Source organism: Microthrixaceae bacterium (assembly GCA_023957975.1).
Lineage (GTDB): Bacteria > Actinomycetota > Acidimicrobiia > Acidimicrobiales > Microtrichaceae > JAMLGM01.
The window spans coordinates 73,444-89,901 of record JAMLGM010000009.1; the positions used below are offsets into that span (position 1 = coordinate 73,444).

At 65.9% G+C, this 16,458-nt stretch carries 12 protein-coding genes; 5 read left to right on the forward strand and 7 right to left on the reverse strand.

Annotated features, from left to right (window positions below; translation table 11 throughout):
• Window positions 1-94: 94 nt before the first annotated feature.
• Window positions 95-874, forward strand: a complete 780-nt coding sequence (locus M9952_13075) for a Sir2 family NAD-dependent protein deacetylase (protein ID MCO5313856.1) — start codon at window positions 95-97, stop codon at window positions 872-874.
• A 12-nt stretch (window positions 875-886) separates the two neighbouring features.
• Here the strand turns inward: M9952_13075 and M9952_13080 are convergent, their stop codons facing one another.
• From M9952_13080 to M9952_13090, 3 genes are all read right to left on the reverse strand, one after another.
• Complete coding sequence (locus tag M9952_13080; GenBank protein ID MCO5313857.1) at window positions 887-1,813, reverse strand: asparaginase; 927 nt, start codon at window positions 1,811-1,813, stop codon at window positions 887-889.
• A gap of 61 nt (window positions 1,814-1,874) precedes the next feature.
• Window positions 1,875-2,729, reverse strand: coding sequence for a DUF2510 domain-containing protein (locus M9952_13085; GenBank protein ID MCO5313858.1), 855 nt, complete (start codon window positions 2,727-2,729; stop codon window positions 1,875-1,877).
• A gap of 118 nt (window positions 2,730-2,847) precedes the next feature.
• Window positions 2,848-3,900 carry a hypothetical protein gene (locus M9952_13090; GenBank protein MCO5313859.1) on the reverse strand — a complete coding sequence of 351 codons (1,053 nt, stop codon included), beginning with the start codon at window positions 3,898-3,900 and terminating at the stop codon, window positions 2,848-2,850.
• A 350-nt stretch (window positions 3,901-4,250) separates the two neighbouring features.
• Here M9952_13090 and metH point away from each other — a divergent pair, with 350 nt between their 5' ends.
• From metH to M9952_13110, 4 genes are all read left to right on the forward strand, one after another.
• The gene (gene metH, locus M9952_13095) at window positions 4,251-7,805 is read left to right on the forward strand and encodes a methionine synthase (protein ID MCO5313860.1); all 3,555 of its coding nucleotides are present in this window, start codon (window positions 4,251-4,253) and stop codon (window positions 7,803-7,805) included.
• Between the two features lie 90 nt (window positions 7,806-7,895).
• Window positions 7,896-9,491: an alpha/beta hydrolase gene (locus M9952_13100; GenBank protein MCO5313861.1), complete on the forward strand. Its 1,596-nt coding sequence runs from the start codon at window positions 7,896-7,898 to the stop codon at window positions 9,489-9,491.
• Between the two features lie 106 nt (window positions 9,492-9,597).
• On the forward strand, window positions 9,598-10,323 hold the full coding sequence (locus tag M9952_13105) for a DUF222 domain-containing protein (GenBank protein ID MCO5313862.1): 726 nt from the start codon (window positions 9,598-9,600) through the stop codon (window positions 10,321-10,323).
• A gap of 151 nt (window positions 10,324-10,474) precedes the next feature.
• Window positions 10,475-11,095: an HNH endonuclease gene (locus tag M9952_13110; protein ID MCO5313863.1), complete on the forward strand. Its 621-nt coding sequence runs from the start codon at window positions 10,475-10,477 to the stop codon at window positions 11,093-11,095.
• 195 nt (window positions 11,096-11,290) lie between these two features.
• Here M9952_13110 and M9952_13115 read toward each other — a convergent pair whose 3' ends face one another.
• From M9952_13115 to lipA, 4 genes are all read right to left on the reverse strand, one after another.
• Entirely contained in the window at window positions 11,291-12,148 is an 858-nt protein-coding gene (locus tag M9952_13115; GenBank protein ID MCO5313864.1) for a hypothetical protein, read from the reverse strand.
• Between the two features lie 101 nt (window positions 12,149-12,249).
• Complete coding sequence (locus M9952_13120; GenBank protein MCO5313865.1) at window positions 12,250-13,572, reverse strand: DUF2510 domain-containing protein; 1,323 nt, start codon at window positions 13,570-13,572, stop codon at window positions 12,250-12,252.
• Between the two features lie 9 nt (window positions 13,573-13,581).
• Window positions 13,582-14,730, reverse strand: coding sequence for a Xaa-Pro peptidase family protein (locus M9952_13125; GenBank protein ID MCO5313866.1), 1,149 nt, complete (start codon window positions 14,728-14,730; stop codon window positions 13,582-13,584).
• On the reverse strand, window positions 14,723-16,456 hold the full coding sequence (lipA, locus tag M9952_13130; GenBank protein MCO5313867.1) for a lipoyl synthase: 1,734 nt from the start codon (window positions 16,454-16,456) through the stop codon (window positions 14,723-14,725). The genes M9952_13125 and lipA overlap by 8 nt, the downstream gene beginning before the upstream one ends.
• Window positions 16,457-16,458: the final 2 nt, after the last annotated feature.

The window sequence follows — 16,458 nt, forward strand, 5'->3', positions numbered from 1 at the left end:
AGGGTCTGACCATCTCATGTCGGACCGCTTCGGCGCAGTGGGGGGTTTCCCCCCTCGCACCGGAAATCGAAAGGCGACCGGATACGTTGTGCCGATGAGCGAGACGACCGCCTCCGCTGACCCGATCGAACATGCCACGCTCCTCGTCGACCAAGCAGAGCGGATACTCGTGCTCAGCGGCGCTGGCATCTCCACCGACTCGGGAATCCCCGACTTTCGTGGGCCGAAAGGCGTGTGGACCCGCAATCCCGATGCCGAGAAGCTGTCCTCGATCGAGTACTACCTTGCCGATCCCGAAGTGCGTGTCCGCGCCTGGCAGGCGCGGATCGACAATCCGGCGTGGGGAGCGATCCCCAACCGCGGCCACGACGCGGTGCGCCACCTCGAACGCCGCAAGAAACTGCTGTTGCTCGTCACCCAGAACGTCGACGGACTCCACCACGACTCCGGGGTCGACCCCGATCGCATCGTCGAGATCCATGGGACCATGCGCGAGGTGGTTTGCTTGTCGTGCGGGGCCCGCGAGCCCGCCGGGCAGACCCTCGAGCGCATCCGTTCCGGCGACCGGGATCCACACTGTCGCATGTGCGGCGATGGGATCTTGAAGTCCGCGACGATCAGCTTCGGGCAGAACCTCATCGAACGCGACCTCGATCGCAGCTTTGCCGCAGCGATGGACGCGGACCTCGTCATCGCGGTCGGGACCAACCTGTCGGTTTATCCGGTCGCCGGAATCGTTCCCGCCGCCAAGGACGCCGGGGCGCGCGTCGTCATTGTGAACGGGACCGAGACCGATATGGACCCGCTCGCCGACGTGATCGTGCGTGGATCGATCAGCGAGATGCTCCCCAAGATCTGCGGCGGCCCCGCCTGATCGTCAGCGGGCTCAGTCGCGCCACACGGCTCGCATCGACCCGACCGGCCGGTGAGCGCCGTCGAAAAGCACGGGAGCGGCCAACGAATCGAGCACCGGGTTCGCTGGAGCGTCCGGAATCCAACGTCGCAGCACCGCCATGGTTGCCACCCCCCACGCCCGAGGCGATCCGTCCTCGACCCGCACCGCAAGGCCGACTCCATCGCTGGTGCCGACCCCCACTCCCGCCTCGGCCGCCACCTTGGCGACGACCGCTCCCCCACTTGCCGCGATGAGTTCGCTGTCGATCTGCCCACGCTGTCGCACGGTGTAGGGATGCTGGCGCATCGCTTCGACGACACGACCCAGGCCATCGAGTCCGGCATCGTCGCCAGCGAGGCGACCAAACGCCCGGGCCACTGCGGAAAGCGGCACGCGATGGGTGGGCATGCCGCAGTTGTCGGCTGCGAGCACGGGCGACACGCCACACGCCGCGGCGACGGACTCATTCATCGCCCGTTGCACGGGGTGATCCAACTCGAGGTACCCGTCCACCGGCCACCCGGCTACGACGCAGAACGCCAGTGCCAACGCATGGTTTCCTGAACATTGATGCCGCACCAATCCACCTTGACCGTCGTCGCCGGTATGCACCGCGAACTCGTCGAGACGGGCGGCTGAAAGAATTTCGCGCACCAACCCGACGGGATAGGCCGAGCCGTCGTGGGAAGCACAGGCGACCGCCAAGTGTTCGTCGGTCAGCCCGAGTTCCTCGATGACCCCGGCCGCCGCGGCCGGGGCCGCCTGAAACGGCTTGGCCGCCGAACGCATGAAGATCGGCCAATCGGCATCGGCCGGCTTCGCCTCGCCGATCACCACACCAGCCCTGTCGACCGCGCACGCTCGGATTCGATGCACGCTCTCGACCAGGTCGCCCCGCAACACCTCCACGTTCAACATGGGGCCGACGCTACCGGGCACCGCTACCGGGCACCGCTGCCGGAACGACGCTTGCCGGGCACTATCTGCTGTCTTGCTTGAGGGCCGTGTCGACGCTGACCGCTGCGGCCACCGCCATCACGCGCAACGGCCCCTGCAACGTCGGGTCGATCTGAACGACGTAGTTGTCCGCCGAGGTGAACGTGGCTCTCGCCAGCCCCGAGAAGGTCTTGGTGATCCGGGCGATCTCGGCGCCGCCGGCGTCCTGGATGTTGAAATTCCATGCCCGCCAGTTCTCCGCATTGATCGACCCGAGACGTTGGCCCTCGACATTGAGCCCAAAGTGGATCTTGCCGAGCGCATTCTCCTGAACGATCTCGCCGATCGGCGTTCCCATCGCGTCGCTCACCTGCACCTTCGACTTCAGGAACTTCGCTGGTCGCACCATCGAAAAGATGATGTTGCCGGCCATGTCGACGACCTCATAGCGGTGGGTGAGGAACTGATCGACGTTGGTCGCAAACCGCAGCACCTTTCGAGCGGTCGACTGGCCGATCTCGCGAACCGCTCCCACCTGCGCTCCCGCCTGGTTCAACACGGCATATTCGTTGGTGAGCTCGACGAACTTCGCCTTCTGGCTGACGACGAGAACGGATTCGGTCATCAGGTGTCCGGTGCATCCGCCCGCGTCACCGGCATCGAGGCCGACCTTCGCCAACGACTTTTCAAACCGTTCCGCCGACAGATCCGCCCGCGGAACCGTCGCACCGCCTTGAGCGTTCACTTCTGCGAACGGAACGGCAGCGACCGGCTGGGGGTCGATCCCTTGTTGGCCGTTCGAGCACACATGGTCGGTCCACCCCGAACCGTCGAACCATCGCAGTTCGTGGCGTCCGTGCGGATCGGGGTACCAGTCGGCAGGGGCTGTCGGGCTCATCACGTCTCCAGATAGGTCGACCTCCCACCGTATCGGCAGCGCCCCCGCGTTCCACGCGACGGTGCCGCGCCTAAGGGCGCGGCACCGTCGCGGTCACCAGCGGTTTGGTGAGCCGGGCTCAGGTTGCGGGGACCTCGGGCGCAGCTGGGGCCGCCGAAGCGATGAACAGCTCCTGTTCGGAGTTCTTCGCTCCGCTGCCGGCATAGGTCGCAATTCCGTAGTTCGGGTTGGCGGATTCGATGGTGGACACCGTCAGCGTCACGTCGAAACTCCCATCAGCGCGGATGAGCGCGTATGCGGGGTCGGTCCCCTCGGGGCTCATGATGGAGAACGACGGCTCGGGCATCGCCCACACCGTGCCGGTACCGTTGCTTCCCACGGTTCGGGTGCTTCCAGCAGCACCGGTCGATGGCTGCCACACGTCGGCGAAACGGCCCCAGGCCACATAGACGCCAGCCGGCTGACCAGCGAGCGGGAGTCGCGTTCCGGTGGCGGAGGGCAAGAATCCCTCACCACGCACGTTGACGGTTTGACCCTCAACCGGCGCCTCGGGCAGGTCGGCGGTAACACGAGGAGCGAAGGTCACCCGCTCGATGACCTCATGCTGAGCGAAGGTCGGCCCGCCACCCGGGTAGGACACGACGCCGTAGGCGTTGGTTCCGGTGGTCGTGGGGGCAACGTCGATCGTGAACTCGAAGCTACCGTCCTCGTTCATGAGCACCGCCTGCTCGGCGTTCTGCCCGCCGAGCGCGACGAGTGCGTCGTAGCCCTCCTGGGGAAGCACCCAGCGCTGAACGATGGTCTGACGAGACGGCGAAGCAGCGCCCGTGCTCGGGGCCCATTGATCGGCATACTTGCCGAAGTTCACGTAGACCCCGGTGGGTTTGCCGGCCAGCGGCGGGCGAGTTCCGACATAGGCGTCGGGGTCGTAGCCCGAACCGGTGACGGTGATCGTGTCTCCAGCGGCGTTGAGACCCGAGGTCTTCGACAAGGTCAACGTCGGCTCCGGATCCGGGGTCACGACCTCGATGGTCGTGGTGGTCGGGGTCGTCGGTGTCTGCTGGGGAAAGCAGGCGGTGAGCGCCAAGGCGCCCACCGCGACACCGAGGCCCAGACGACGGAGGCCGGCACGCGTGGGCACCGACTGTTCGGACGAGTTCGAAGCGTTCATGATTCCTCGTGTTCGACTTGGCTGGCAGGTGGCCCGTCCTCAACGCGCCACTCCCCAATGGCCGTTACCACAACAGCCGTTGTTCGGTTTGCCTTACGATTCCCGAGAACTGCAACTTTCATTTGAGGTTGCGCTCGTCGATCACACCCGCAGACGAACGCTGCACCTGCCCGAGCTCTCAGACGAGCGACCAGCGATCGGTTTTTCCACTATGGTGTGGAAGATTCTGCGGAGCTGACCCGATGGGGAAGGGCGAGAGGCCCCGGCTCGCGGTGACACAGCACAGTCAGCGGCCCGACCCACGATGCCAGTGGACGTTCGACGCCGCAGTTTCCGCGAAGGAGTTCCTCTTGACCATCCAACCGTCGACCACCGAGTCGGACCGTCACCCTTACCTGCAGCTTCTGCGCGAACGCGTCGTGGTCTTCGATGGCGCCGCGGGCACCTACCTGCAACAGGTCGGCCTGACCGCCGACGACTTCGGCGGTGAGGCCCTCGACGGGTGCACCGACCTTCTGTCGGTCACCCGGCCCGACGTCATCGCCCAGATGCACGCCGACTACTTCGCCGCCGGCGCGGATGTCGTCGAGACGAACAGCTTCGGCGCATTCGGCATTCCGCTCGGCGAATACGACCTGCAAGACCGAACCCACGAGATCAACTTCGCCGCGGCACGTACCGCCCGCGACGTGGCCGACTCGTTCTCCACCCCCGACCGTCCGCGATTCGTCGCCGGATCGATGGGACCCGGCACCAAGTTCGCGACGCTCGGACAGGTCTCCTACGCCGCGCTGCGCGACCTCTACGAGGAACAAGGAATCGGCCTCCTCGAAGGCGGGGTCGACCTGTTCATCATCGAAACCCAGTTCGACCTGCTCGGCATCAAGGCGGCGATGAACGGCGTTCGACGGGCGATGAAACGGGTCGGACGCGAGGTGCCGATCCAGACCCAGGTGACCATCGAGACCACCGGGCGCATGCTGCCCGGAACAGAGATCGCCGCAGCGCTCGGCGCCCTCGACCCGATGCGGCCCGATGTCATCGGGCTCAACTGCGCAACTGGCCCCTCGGAGATGGGTGAGCACATTCGCTACCTCTCCCAACACAGCCGAATACCCATCTCGGTGCTGCCCAACGCCGGGCTCCCCTCGGTGGTCGACGGCAAGATGCACTACGACCTCGGCGCCGAGGACTTCACCGCGCAGGTGACACGATTCGTGACCGATTTCGGGGTACGGGTCGTCGGCGGGTGCTGTGGCACCACACCGGAGTACATCCGCCAACTCGCAGAGGCCGTCGCTGCGGCCGAGCCCGCCCCGTTGAACCCGCAGCATCAGGACGGCGCCACCTCGATCTACAGCTTCCAGCCCTTCGGATCCGAGGAAGGCGACAACGCGTCGACCGCTTTCTTGATGATCGGCGAACGAACCAACGCCAACGGTTCCAAAGCCTTTCGCGAAGCGATTCTGGCCGAGGACTGGGACACCACGGTCTCGATCGCCAAGGCTCAGATCTCCGATGGCAGCCACGTGCTCGACCTGTGCGTCGACTACGTCGGACGAGACGGCACGATCGACATGGACCAGATCGCACAGCGTTTCGCGACCCAGTCGACGGTGCCGCTGGTGCTCGACTCCACCGAACCGGAAGTGCTCGAATCGGGCCTGCAGTGGCTCGGCGGTCGCGCCATTCTCAACTCGGCCAACCTCGAGGACGGCGACGCCGAGGGAAGCCGGATGGACCGGGTGTTCACCATGGCCCGCGAGTACGGCGCCGCGGTCATCTGCCTTCTCATCGACGAGGAGGGGCAGGCGCGCGACGTCGAATGGAAGGTCCGGGTCGCTCATCGCCTTCACGACATCGCCATCAACCGCTACGGGCTGGAGCCGGGCGACCTCATCTTCGATGCCTTGACCTTCCCGCTGTCCACCGGCGACGAAGACCTGCGAAACGACGCGGCCGCCACCATCGAGGCCATCCGCCGAATCCACGCCGAGCTTCCGGGCGTGTACACCACCCTCGGGCTGTCGAACGTGAGCTTCGGGCTATCCCCCGCGAGCCGCCACGTGCTCAACTCGGTGTTCCTCGCCGAGTGCATCAAGGCCGGACTCACCTCTGCCATCGCGCACGCGTCGAAGATCATTCCCCTGTCCCGCATCCCCGATGAACAGCGCGACGTGTGCCTCGATCTCATCTGGGACCGGCGGGGCACCGCAGGAGCGTTGTCGAACGGCGACCCGAACTACGACCCACTTCACCGGCTCCTGGAGATCTTCGCCGACGTACAGGTGGAGGCCGTCGTCAAGGAGGACCGCTCCGACTGGCCGGTTGAGCGGCGCCTGTCGACGCGCATCATCGACGGCGATTCCGAAGGCCTCACCGACGATCTCGACGAAGCGATCGCCGGAGGCCTCGCCCCCCTGGCCATCATCAATGATGTCCTGTTGGAGGGGATGAAGGTCGTCGGTGATCTCTTCGGCAAGGGGGAGATGCAACTGCCCTTCGTGCTGCAGTCGGCCGAGACGATGAAGCGGGCAGTCGCCTATCTGGAGCCGATGATGGACAGCTCCGAGGCGGGCGCGGGCAAGGGCAGGGTCGTGTTGGCCACCGTGAAGGGCGACGTTCACGACATCGGCAAGAACCTGGTCGACATCATCCTCACCAACAACGGCTACGAGGTGCACAACCTCGGCATCAAGGTGTCGATCGCCGAGATGATCGACAAGGCGCTTGAGGTCGAGGCCGACGCTATCGGCATGAGCGGCCTGCTGGTGAAGTCGACGCTCATCATGCGCGACAACCTCGAGGAGCTCAACGCCCGCAACCTGTCGAAGATCCCCGTGATGCTCGGCGGCGCGGCACTCACCCGCACCTACGTCGAGCGCGACCTTCGCGAGGTCTACACGGGCCGCCTTTTCTACGGAAAGGATGCGTTCGAGGGCCTCCATGTCATGGACAAGCTCGGTCAGATCAAGGCCGGCACCGTGGTCGACGACGCCTGGGGGGTCGAGCCGGGAGGTCGAGCCCTGCCCAAGCGCGAGAAAGTTGAAATCGACCCCGCCACCATCCCTGCCCGCTCCCCCGAGGTGGCCGCAGACAACCCGGTGTTCGCGCCGCCCTTCCTTGGGAGTCGCATCGTGAAGGGGTTGGCGATCGACGACATTGCGCCCTTCATCAACGAGACGACGATCTTTCGCAACCAGTGGCAGTTCCGGCCCGAGAACGGCGAAACCGACGAGCAGTTCAAAGAGCGACTGCGTCCCGAGCTTCGCGCCCGACTGGCACAGTGCAAGGCCGAGGAACTGCTCGTTCCCCAGGTCGTCTACGGATACTTCTGCGCCAACTCCATCGGCGACGACCTCGTCATCTGGTCCGATGAGACGCGCACCGAGGAGCTGGGCCGGTTCCACTACCCCCGCCAGCAGGTGGAACCGTGGCTGTGCATCGCGGACTTCTTCCGCCCCTACGACGACGGGGCCGGCGAACTCGACTACGCCGCGTTCCACATCGTCACCATGGGGCCGCGCATCTCTGAGTACTGCGCGCAGCTGTTCGCCGACAACCGCTACAACGACTACCTGCGGTTTCACGGAATCGGTGTGGAGATGGCCGAGGCCCTCGCCGAGTACTGGCACAAACGCATCCGAACCGAATGGGGATTCGTCGACGAGGACGGACCGACCACGATCGGACTTTTCCGCCAGCAGTACCGTGGCGGGCGCTACTCGTCCGGATACCCGGCGTGCCCGAATCTCGAGGACAATGCGCTCATCAACGACCTGCTCGACGGCGGGCGCATCGGCCTTGAGGTGTCGGAGGAGACCGGCTGGCAATACCACCCCGAACAGAGCACCTCGGCGCTCATCTGCCACCATCCACGGGCGAAGTACTTCGTCGCTCGGTGACGCCGGGCGCCCTCCGACCCCTCAAGAGGTTGCGATGAGCAGGTTCCGATGAGCAGGTTCCGATGAGCAGGTTCCGATGAGCAGGTTCCGATGAGCATGCTTCGACTCCGGCGCGGTTTGATCGCCGGAGTCGTCGCGTGCGCGATCGTCGCGGGATGCGCTGGCCGAGACGAAGGTGACGACGGGCACCGAGCTGTCGGCACCCCGTCGACGACAACCTCAGCGCCGGTTCCCGACGCCCTATCCCGTGCGTCCTTCGCCCCCTATGAACCGCTGTGGACCGCACGGGACTGTGGCGATCCAGGTTCGACCGCGTCGCCGATCGATCCGAACATCGAAGTGTCCTGTGGGACGCTCACCGTTCCGGAGAACCGACGTGAGCCACAGGGCAACCTCGTCGAGTTGGCCGTGCGCAGAATCGGCTTTGTCGGCGAGGGTGCTGCCCCCGACCCCGTGGTGTATCTCCATGGCGGGCCGGGCAGTGGCGTGTACCAATCCGGCTCCGCCCGGTGGGAACGTTTGGCTCACGAACTTCGGCGCGAGGTGATCGTCTTCGACCAACGCGGCGTCGGGGCGTCGTCGCCGAACCTCAACTGCCCCGAACGCGAGGACGCGTTCATCGAAGTGCTCTCTGGCACCGCCGGATGGGACGTCGAACTGGCGAACATCCAGACCGCGCTTTCCACGTGCTTCGAACGGCTGAACGCCGCCGGACACGACCTGAGTCAGTACAACACGTTCGCCAACGCCGCCGACCTGGCCGACCTGCGCGTCGCGCTCGGAATCGACGCCTGGAACCTCTGGGGTGTGTCCTATGGGACTCGTCTCGCGCTCACCGCCCTGCGTTTCTTCCCCGAGGGAATCCGTTCGGTCGTACTCGACTCGGTTTCTCCGCCGAGTGCCGCGAACGTCTACGGATCGTTGGTATCTGGGCGAGAGGCCTTCGACAGGCTCGCGAACGGCTGCGGCACCGAACCCGCGTGCAATGAGCGCTTTGGCGACATCCGCCCCGCTATCGACGCGATCTACGCGGCGATGAACGAACAGCCCGCCGAAACCGACCTCACGGTTGGCGACCAGAACCTGCACCTGCGTCTCGACGGATCCGATGCGATCGCCGGGCTGTTCAACGCGATGTATGACACCACGCTGATCCCGCAGTTGCCAGCGGCGATCACCGATCTCGCAGCGGGCGGCCGGGGCATCGTGGCGATGATCGCCCAGGTCGGCATTCCGTTCATCAACTCGATGACCGAGGGCGCCTACCTGTCCTACGAATGCGCCGACAACACCGCTCGGATCGAGCCTTCTGAGGTCGACTCGCTCATCGAGGATCCCGGCGAGGCGGCGACGTTGCTGTTGGCCGGCTGGAACCTGTTCTGCGAACAGTGGCCGATCGAACCGTTGCCCGTCGAATTCGGCGACGTCGTCACCCGTGACCTGGTACCGGATGACGTCGCGGTCATCGTGTTCGCCGGGGAATACGACCCGATCACTCCGAGCGATCGTTCCCGTGAGGTTGCCGAAGCCATCGATGCCCTGGCGTTCGTCGAGATCCCCCGAGGCGGCCACGGGGCGCAGTCGTCCAACTCGTGCACCAAGGGCCTCTTCCTGCGATTCATCAACGACCCGACACAGCTCGACACCACCTGCGTCGCGTCGATTCCCGTCGTTCCGTTCGCGTAGCCGACTTTGAAGGGCCGAGCGCATCGGGACCTGGTTGCTCGGGAATTCTCGAGGGCTTGCGGTGTCTCGGGCTTCGTTGTCGGGGGTCGCGTTTAGTATCAAACGCATGTTCGAGGACTTCGACAGCGAACTGAATAGCCTGGGTGCCGGGATCGACGATGTGGCGGTCCTGTTCGAACTGCAACGCCGTTTGGATCTGCACATGATCGACGTGTTGGGCGAACTGGATGCCGTTGGGATGACCGACGTCGTCGAAGGCCTGTCCACCAAAGCGTGGGTGTCCAAGACCGCTCGTTGCTCGGGGGTGACCGCGGCCCGACGGGTTTCGGTGGCTCGGGCGGTGCGGCGCCGGTATCGGCCCGACGTGTTGGACCGGCTCCGCTCCGGTGTCGTGGGGTTTGATCATCTGGTGGTGATCGGACGGTGGTCGAACCCGCGGATCGAACCCACCTGGTCCGACAACGCCGGACCAATGCTGGACCTCGCGGAACATTTGACGTTCGCGAAATGGGAAAAGGTCATCGCCGCGTTGGCACGCCTCGTCGATACCGACGGCACCGAACCCGCCCCACCCGCCGAAAAGTCCTGGCTCGACCTACGCGACATTCACGGCCCCGACGGTGTCATCGGCGTGGATCGCCTGAGTTCTTCGGCGACTGCCGCTGCGGAGGTTGTTCGCCAGGTTATCAACGACGCCACCAAATCGTCACCGTGCCGTCCGCAACGATGCCGAACACCAGACGCGGTCACCGTCGACATCGGAATCTCAGTTGCGGGCCAAAGCGTTGATGGACCTGTGCCGGTTCGGCACCCAGTTCACCCTGTCGGGTAAACACCGGCCAGGAACCGCCGAAGTCACCATCATCTTGCAGGCCGACGAACACGGCGAACCACGCGCGTATTCGCCTACGGGTGATCCACTGACCGTGACGTGATCGAACGGATGATGTGTATCCAGAATGGTTTTTCGTCCTGTTGACTCGTTGGGTCAACTGTTGGATGTTGGCCATAGCGTGCGGTTGGCGACCGATGCTCAACGCGCCGCACTCGCCGCCCGGGACGGGGGGTGTTGTTTCCCCGGCTGTGAAGCTCCCGCACACCACACCGAAGCCCACCATGTTCGCCATCACCGCAACGGCGGTGCCACCGCGGTGAACAACCTGGCGTGTCTGTGCCGACACCACCACGGACTCGTACACCGCGTCGGATGGGCCATGCACATCACCACCGACGGATGGACCCTCTACACCCACCCCTGTGGCATCACCATCTGGGGGCAACAACACGGGGTACAACGCCAAGGCCCCATCCCCGAAGAACTCGCGGCAGAACCCGAACCACCGGCCCGACCCAAAGTGACAACCCGCGGCGGGACCGTCGATTTGGGCGACGCGATCGCCACCATCCGGCACCGCTACGACCGCATGACCGCCACCCCCAACACCCGCATGTACCGACCCCACGACGCCCGCAGGTCCGCCTCCAGCCGAGGCTCGGGCAGGACCGGACGAACCGGCGGAGCGACGAGGGCAGGGCGACGAACCACCGCCGGGCAACTCTCACTCACCCCGACCAAACCACCCCAACCACCGATACGCCAATGAACCGGCGGCCCCAAAGAACCGGGTCCGACCGAGGGCGACCTCGACACAGCAACTGAACACAGCAACTGAACACAGAAACTGAGCACAGCACCAGACGACAGCGTCCGCACGATCGGTTCGTGCTGATCGTGTTCCCGCGCGCCTGCCCGTGCCGGTGCGCCCGCGCCGGTCGAATCGGCCGCTCGGCGTTCGTGCCTACGCCTGGTTGAGCACCAACCTTGCGACAAGGTCCTGGCTGAAGCCGGTGAGAATCGCCAGGTACAACAGGCCGGTCGCCGCCATCACCGCGCTGTAATAGCGCTCCTTGAGTGCCAGGCGTGTGACGCGACACAGCACGATCGTCGCGAGCGCGCTCGCCGCCCAATACCAGCCGAGCATCCCGTTCCATCCATCGTCGATCTCGCCGGTGATGACCGCAACCATCCCGGGTGGAATGACGAGCGTCGCCAGGTGAACCGGCCAGACCCACGTCAGCCAGTCGACGAGTTCGATCAGCGGGCGACGCGGCAGACCGGGCTGGGTCAGGTACCAGTGCCCGAGCAACATCGCGTCCGACACCGCTCCGAGGAAGAACGCCCCGGCGACCACTCGTGCCACCTGAAGCCATGCTGGCGAACCCGCATCGATTCCACCAGCAACCAAACCTGCGAAACCAAGGATCGGGGCGATGAGGTCGAGCGCGGGCGCGAACTCCGGCACCGAGTCGTCGAAGTGCTGCTCGGACCGATCGATCCCGGTCATCTCGACGATCCGTTGGCTCTTGCGCTGCTCCTGTTCTCGCTGATGCAACACCCCGGCACGGCGGCGCTGCCAGCTCACCACAAACGAAAAGCCGGCTCCGGCAATCATCGCCATCGACGAGAGTTCGCGCACCCACACGGTGTTCCACCGCAACCCGATGACGATCGATATCAGCGCAAACGCGCTGTAGACGCCGCGCAACAACCATCCGTAGCCGATGCCGACCTCACGGCCTCTGGTCGTCACCCACAGAAAGAACAGCCCGCCCCACGCCCACTGGTGAAACACGGTTGCGGCATCGAGATTCAACACGTCGGGGACCTCATGGCAGCGTCGACACTAGCGCCGGACCCGCACCCGACTTCTCCTCCGCCCCAGCGCTGCACCTCAGCGCTGCACCTCAGCGATGGATCTCAGCGATGGATCTCAAAGGACACGACCTCGAAGGTTCCGCTCGGTCGCATCTGTTGGCCCCAGATGACCTCCGGCCTCCCCGCCAGGACCCTGACGGTCGCACTCATCCGTGTTCCGGGGGTCGGCTGCTGATCCCCCAGGCCCTCGAAGACACATCCGACACCAAAGGCGTTGCCGTCGAAGATGGATGGCGCCCCCCGGAACTCTTCGATGGTTGAGTGCTGGACCTCGTCATAGACAGCTTCGACCTCGCAGGGTCCGATCACCGCCACCACGACCAACTCCACCGAGGCGCAGGTTCCCACGTACCTTGCCGGGCCGGCGGCGAGAACCGAAACGTCGGCCGGCGAGCACCGGATGCCGTCGTGTGTGGGTTGCACCGATTCGCCGTACGCACTGGCGACGCACCGGTCGATCGCCAGCGACGCGTACTCCTCCATCGACGTATCGAACACCTCACCCCATTCGACGCCAAGGCGAACCACCATCTCACGGGCGGTTGAAGTCGGCTCGGCCAAGACGCGATCGCAACCCGTTGCGATCAGCTCGCCCTGAATACCGGTCTCCAGCACCGTTGGCGCAGTCACCGGGCGATCGGAGACATCCAGGTCGACCCGATCGGTCGCCGAATCGAACGCGTTCACGCACCTCGTCACCAGCACTGCGATCGCGATCGCGACGCCGACGAATCGCCAGAGCCCCGCCGCTGAGACCGACGGCGACACCGTCGGCCTCGCCGTTGGCCAGGCCGACGGTCGCCCCGTGCGGGCGCGGATTGCTTGCGCGTGTCCGCTGGGCCTCAAGGGCGACCCCTCGAGCCCATACTCCCCCGGAACCTCCGCTCGCTGCACCGGTGGTGGCGGCAACGTTGAGAGCGTCGACAACATCTCCGTCGACAACATCTCCGCGGTTGCGGCCGTGGGAGCGATCTTCCCCGCCGGGAGCAGTGTCGGTCCAGCCACTCCAGCGGCTGAAACCTGCGAGGAAACGTTGGGTGGCGGCATTGCCGCGATCGGGGCGATCGGTGTCGCCGGGGCCATCGGAGCCACCGGGGCCGCCGGCATCTCGGCAGCGAGGGGTGCCTCCGGCGTGGTCGGAGCCTCAGGCATGGTCGGAGCCTCAGGCACACCGGGCACAACAGGAACACCCGGCACCAGCGACTGTTCGCCACCCGCAAGCGGACGGGCGTGCACCCAGTCGGTCCACGTTCGGCCGTCCCACCAACGCAGGTCGTCGCTACGCCACGGGTCGCGATACCAGCCAGGCCGCCGATTCGCGGCCTCGACACTCGCCGCCCCGACCGTCACGGCATCGACAGCCACGGCATCGACCTAACGAACCTCGGCTAACCCGTGCGGCGCGTTGTTGAGCGACCGAGGGCCTTCGCCGGTAGCGACGACGATGTCTTCGAGTCGAAACCCGAACCGACCCGGAAGGTAGATCCCCGGTTCGACCGAAAAGGCGTTCCCCGCCTCGATGGCGGCAACGTTGCCGCTCACCATGTACGGGTCCTCGTGTTCCTCGACACCGATGCCGTGGCCGGTACGGTGAATGAACCACTCGCCGTAGCCGCCTGCGCTGATCCGGTCGCGACACGCCGAGTCCACCGACTCACAGCTCGCCCCCACCGTTGCCGCGCGAACCCCAGCGCTCTGCGCCGCCTCAAGGAGGTCGTAGATACGCGCCGCTTCGGTTGGAACCGGGCCGGTCCACACACAGCGGGTGATGTCGGAGCAATACCCGACCCCCCACTCGTCAAACAGCGTCCCCCCGAAGTCGCACAGCACGACCTCTCCGGCCTCGATCCGGCGGTCGCCCGCTTCATGGTGGGGACTTGCGGCGTTCTCACCGGCCGCAACGATGGCGAAGTTCACCCGGCCGTGACCGCGTTCGATGATCCGGCGCGACAGGTCCGCAGACACTTCGGCCTCGGTTCGGCCCACGAGCGGAATCCGCCCCTGCTGCAACTCGACGGCGATCTCATCGACGATCGCCCCGGCGCGGGCCAACATGTCGATCTCGTGGTCGTCCTTCACCGCCCGCAGCGGCCCGGTCACCTCATTGGAACGGAGCCAACGACGGTTCGGGAGCCGATCCTGCAACTCGATCAGAAATCGCGACCAGGTCCGGTCGCCGAACGCGATGGTTCCGGCTTCGCCGACCCGCTCCACGATGAGGGCAATGGGGTCGTCGGTTTCGCCCCACGGGATCACGCTGAAGTGGTCGCGGCTCACCACACGGGGGGCCTCGAGTTCGGGGACCACCAGCGAACAGGTCCCATCTGCCAACAGCACCGCCATGGTGATCCGCTCGAGGGGCATCGCCTCATAGCCCACCAACCAGGGCAGATCCGGGCCGACCGACAAGGTCAAGGCGTCGACGCCCAGCGCTCGCATCCGCTCGGCGACCCGACCAACCCGGGCCACGAACGGGGCGACACCGACCGAACCCGATTCACCCGACGACACCGCCTCACCCATGGCGACTTCCGATCGAGACCGCCACCGGCCCAGGGCCGGCCGACCGAGCCAACCCCGAAGCACTTGCTTCGGCAGCGTCTCGAGCGTGATAGCTCGAGCGGGTGAGCGGCGAGGACTCGACGTGGCTGATACCGAACTCCTCCTCACCGATCCGCTTCCACTCGGCGAACTCCGCCGGTGTCCACCATCGCTGCACCGGCAGGTGGTGTGCGGTCGGGCGCAGGTATTGGCCGATCGTCACGATCGAGGTTCCGACTGCGGCGAGATCGCGGAGGGTCTGAACCACCTCGTCGAAGGTCTCGCCCATGCCGGCGACGAACCCCGACTTGGTCGTCAACCCGGCCGCGGCGCCTCGTCCGAGCACCGACAGCGACCGTGCGTAGGACGCGCTGGGGCGCACCGCGCGCTGCATCCGGGCGACGGTCTCGATGTTGTGGTTGAACACCTCAGGGCGAGCGTCGAAAACCAGCCGCAGCGATGCGTCGTCGCCTCGGAAGTCGGAGGTCAGGGCCTCGACCCCGGCGCCGGGCACCCGCTCGTGGATCGCCCGGATCGTCGCTGCGACATGGGCCGCGCCACCGTCGGGAAGGTCATCGCGGGCCACCATCGTGATCACCGCGAAACGTAGACCCATGGCGGCCGCGGCCTCGGCGACACGACGGGGTTCGTCGACATCGAGCGCCTCCGGTTTGCGGGTATCGACCAGGCAGAACCCACACGCTCGGGTACAACGCTCCCCGCAGACCATGAACGTTGCGGTGCCGTCCGACCAGCACTCCGACAGGTTCGGGCACCCGGCCTCCTCACACACCGTGACCAGGCGCTGCTCGCGCAGGTGGGAACGAAGCTTCAACACCCCGGCGTCGAGCTTCATCGGGGCGCGCATCCACTCGGGCTTCGGTTCGGTGATCGCCACCTGCTCCTCGACCCCGGCCTCGGCGAGGCGCCCCAGGAGACGCAACGAGGTTCCGTCGGATTGGCGGACCGAACTCGAGTACCGAACCGCAGCGCCCGGCCCCTCGCCTCGCGAGAACGGCGAGAGATCGGCATCGTCGTGGCGCTGTCGCCACACGACATCGGCGCGATCGAGTGCCGACCACCGCTGCTGAGCGCGTGCACACACGGCGTCGACCACCTCGCGCATCGTCGCGTCGACGCCTTCGAGCGCCATCGACGTGACGCCCTTGTCGGTGATCCCGCACGGAACGATGTGGGAAAACATCGCCGGGTCGGGGTGCACGTTCAGCGCAAACCCGTGCATGGAGCGCCCGCGGCTGATGCGGACCCCGATGGCGGCGATCTTGCGGGGCCGCGACGTGCCGGCACCGATCCACACCCCCGGCGACCCCTCGATCACCGAGGCATCGCCGATCCCGAAGTCGCTCAACACGTCGATCAGCAGGTGCTCAAGGTTCAACACGTGGTCGCGGGTCGACGGCATCTCGCCGGCCTCGTGATCGGCCAAGGTCACGATCGGGTAGCCGACGAGCTGGCCAGGACCGTGATAGGTCACGTCGCCGCCGCGATCGGCACGCACGAGTTGGGCACCGACTTCGTGAGGATCGATGAGGATGTTCGCCGCATCCGCCCGTACGCCCATCGTGTAGGTGTGCGGATGTTCGAGCAGCAGCAGGTAGTCCTGCTTGGTGTGCGCATGCAGCGCCCGCTGGAGGCCGAGCGCGTCGTCGTAATCGACCCGGCCCAACCAGCGAGCGTGCAGCGCCACCG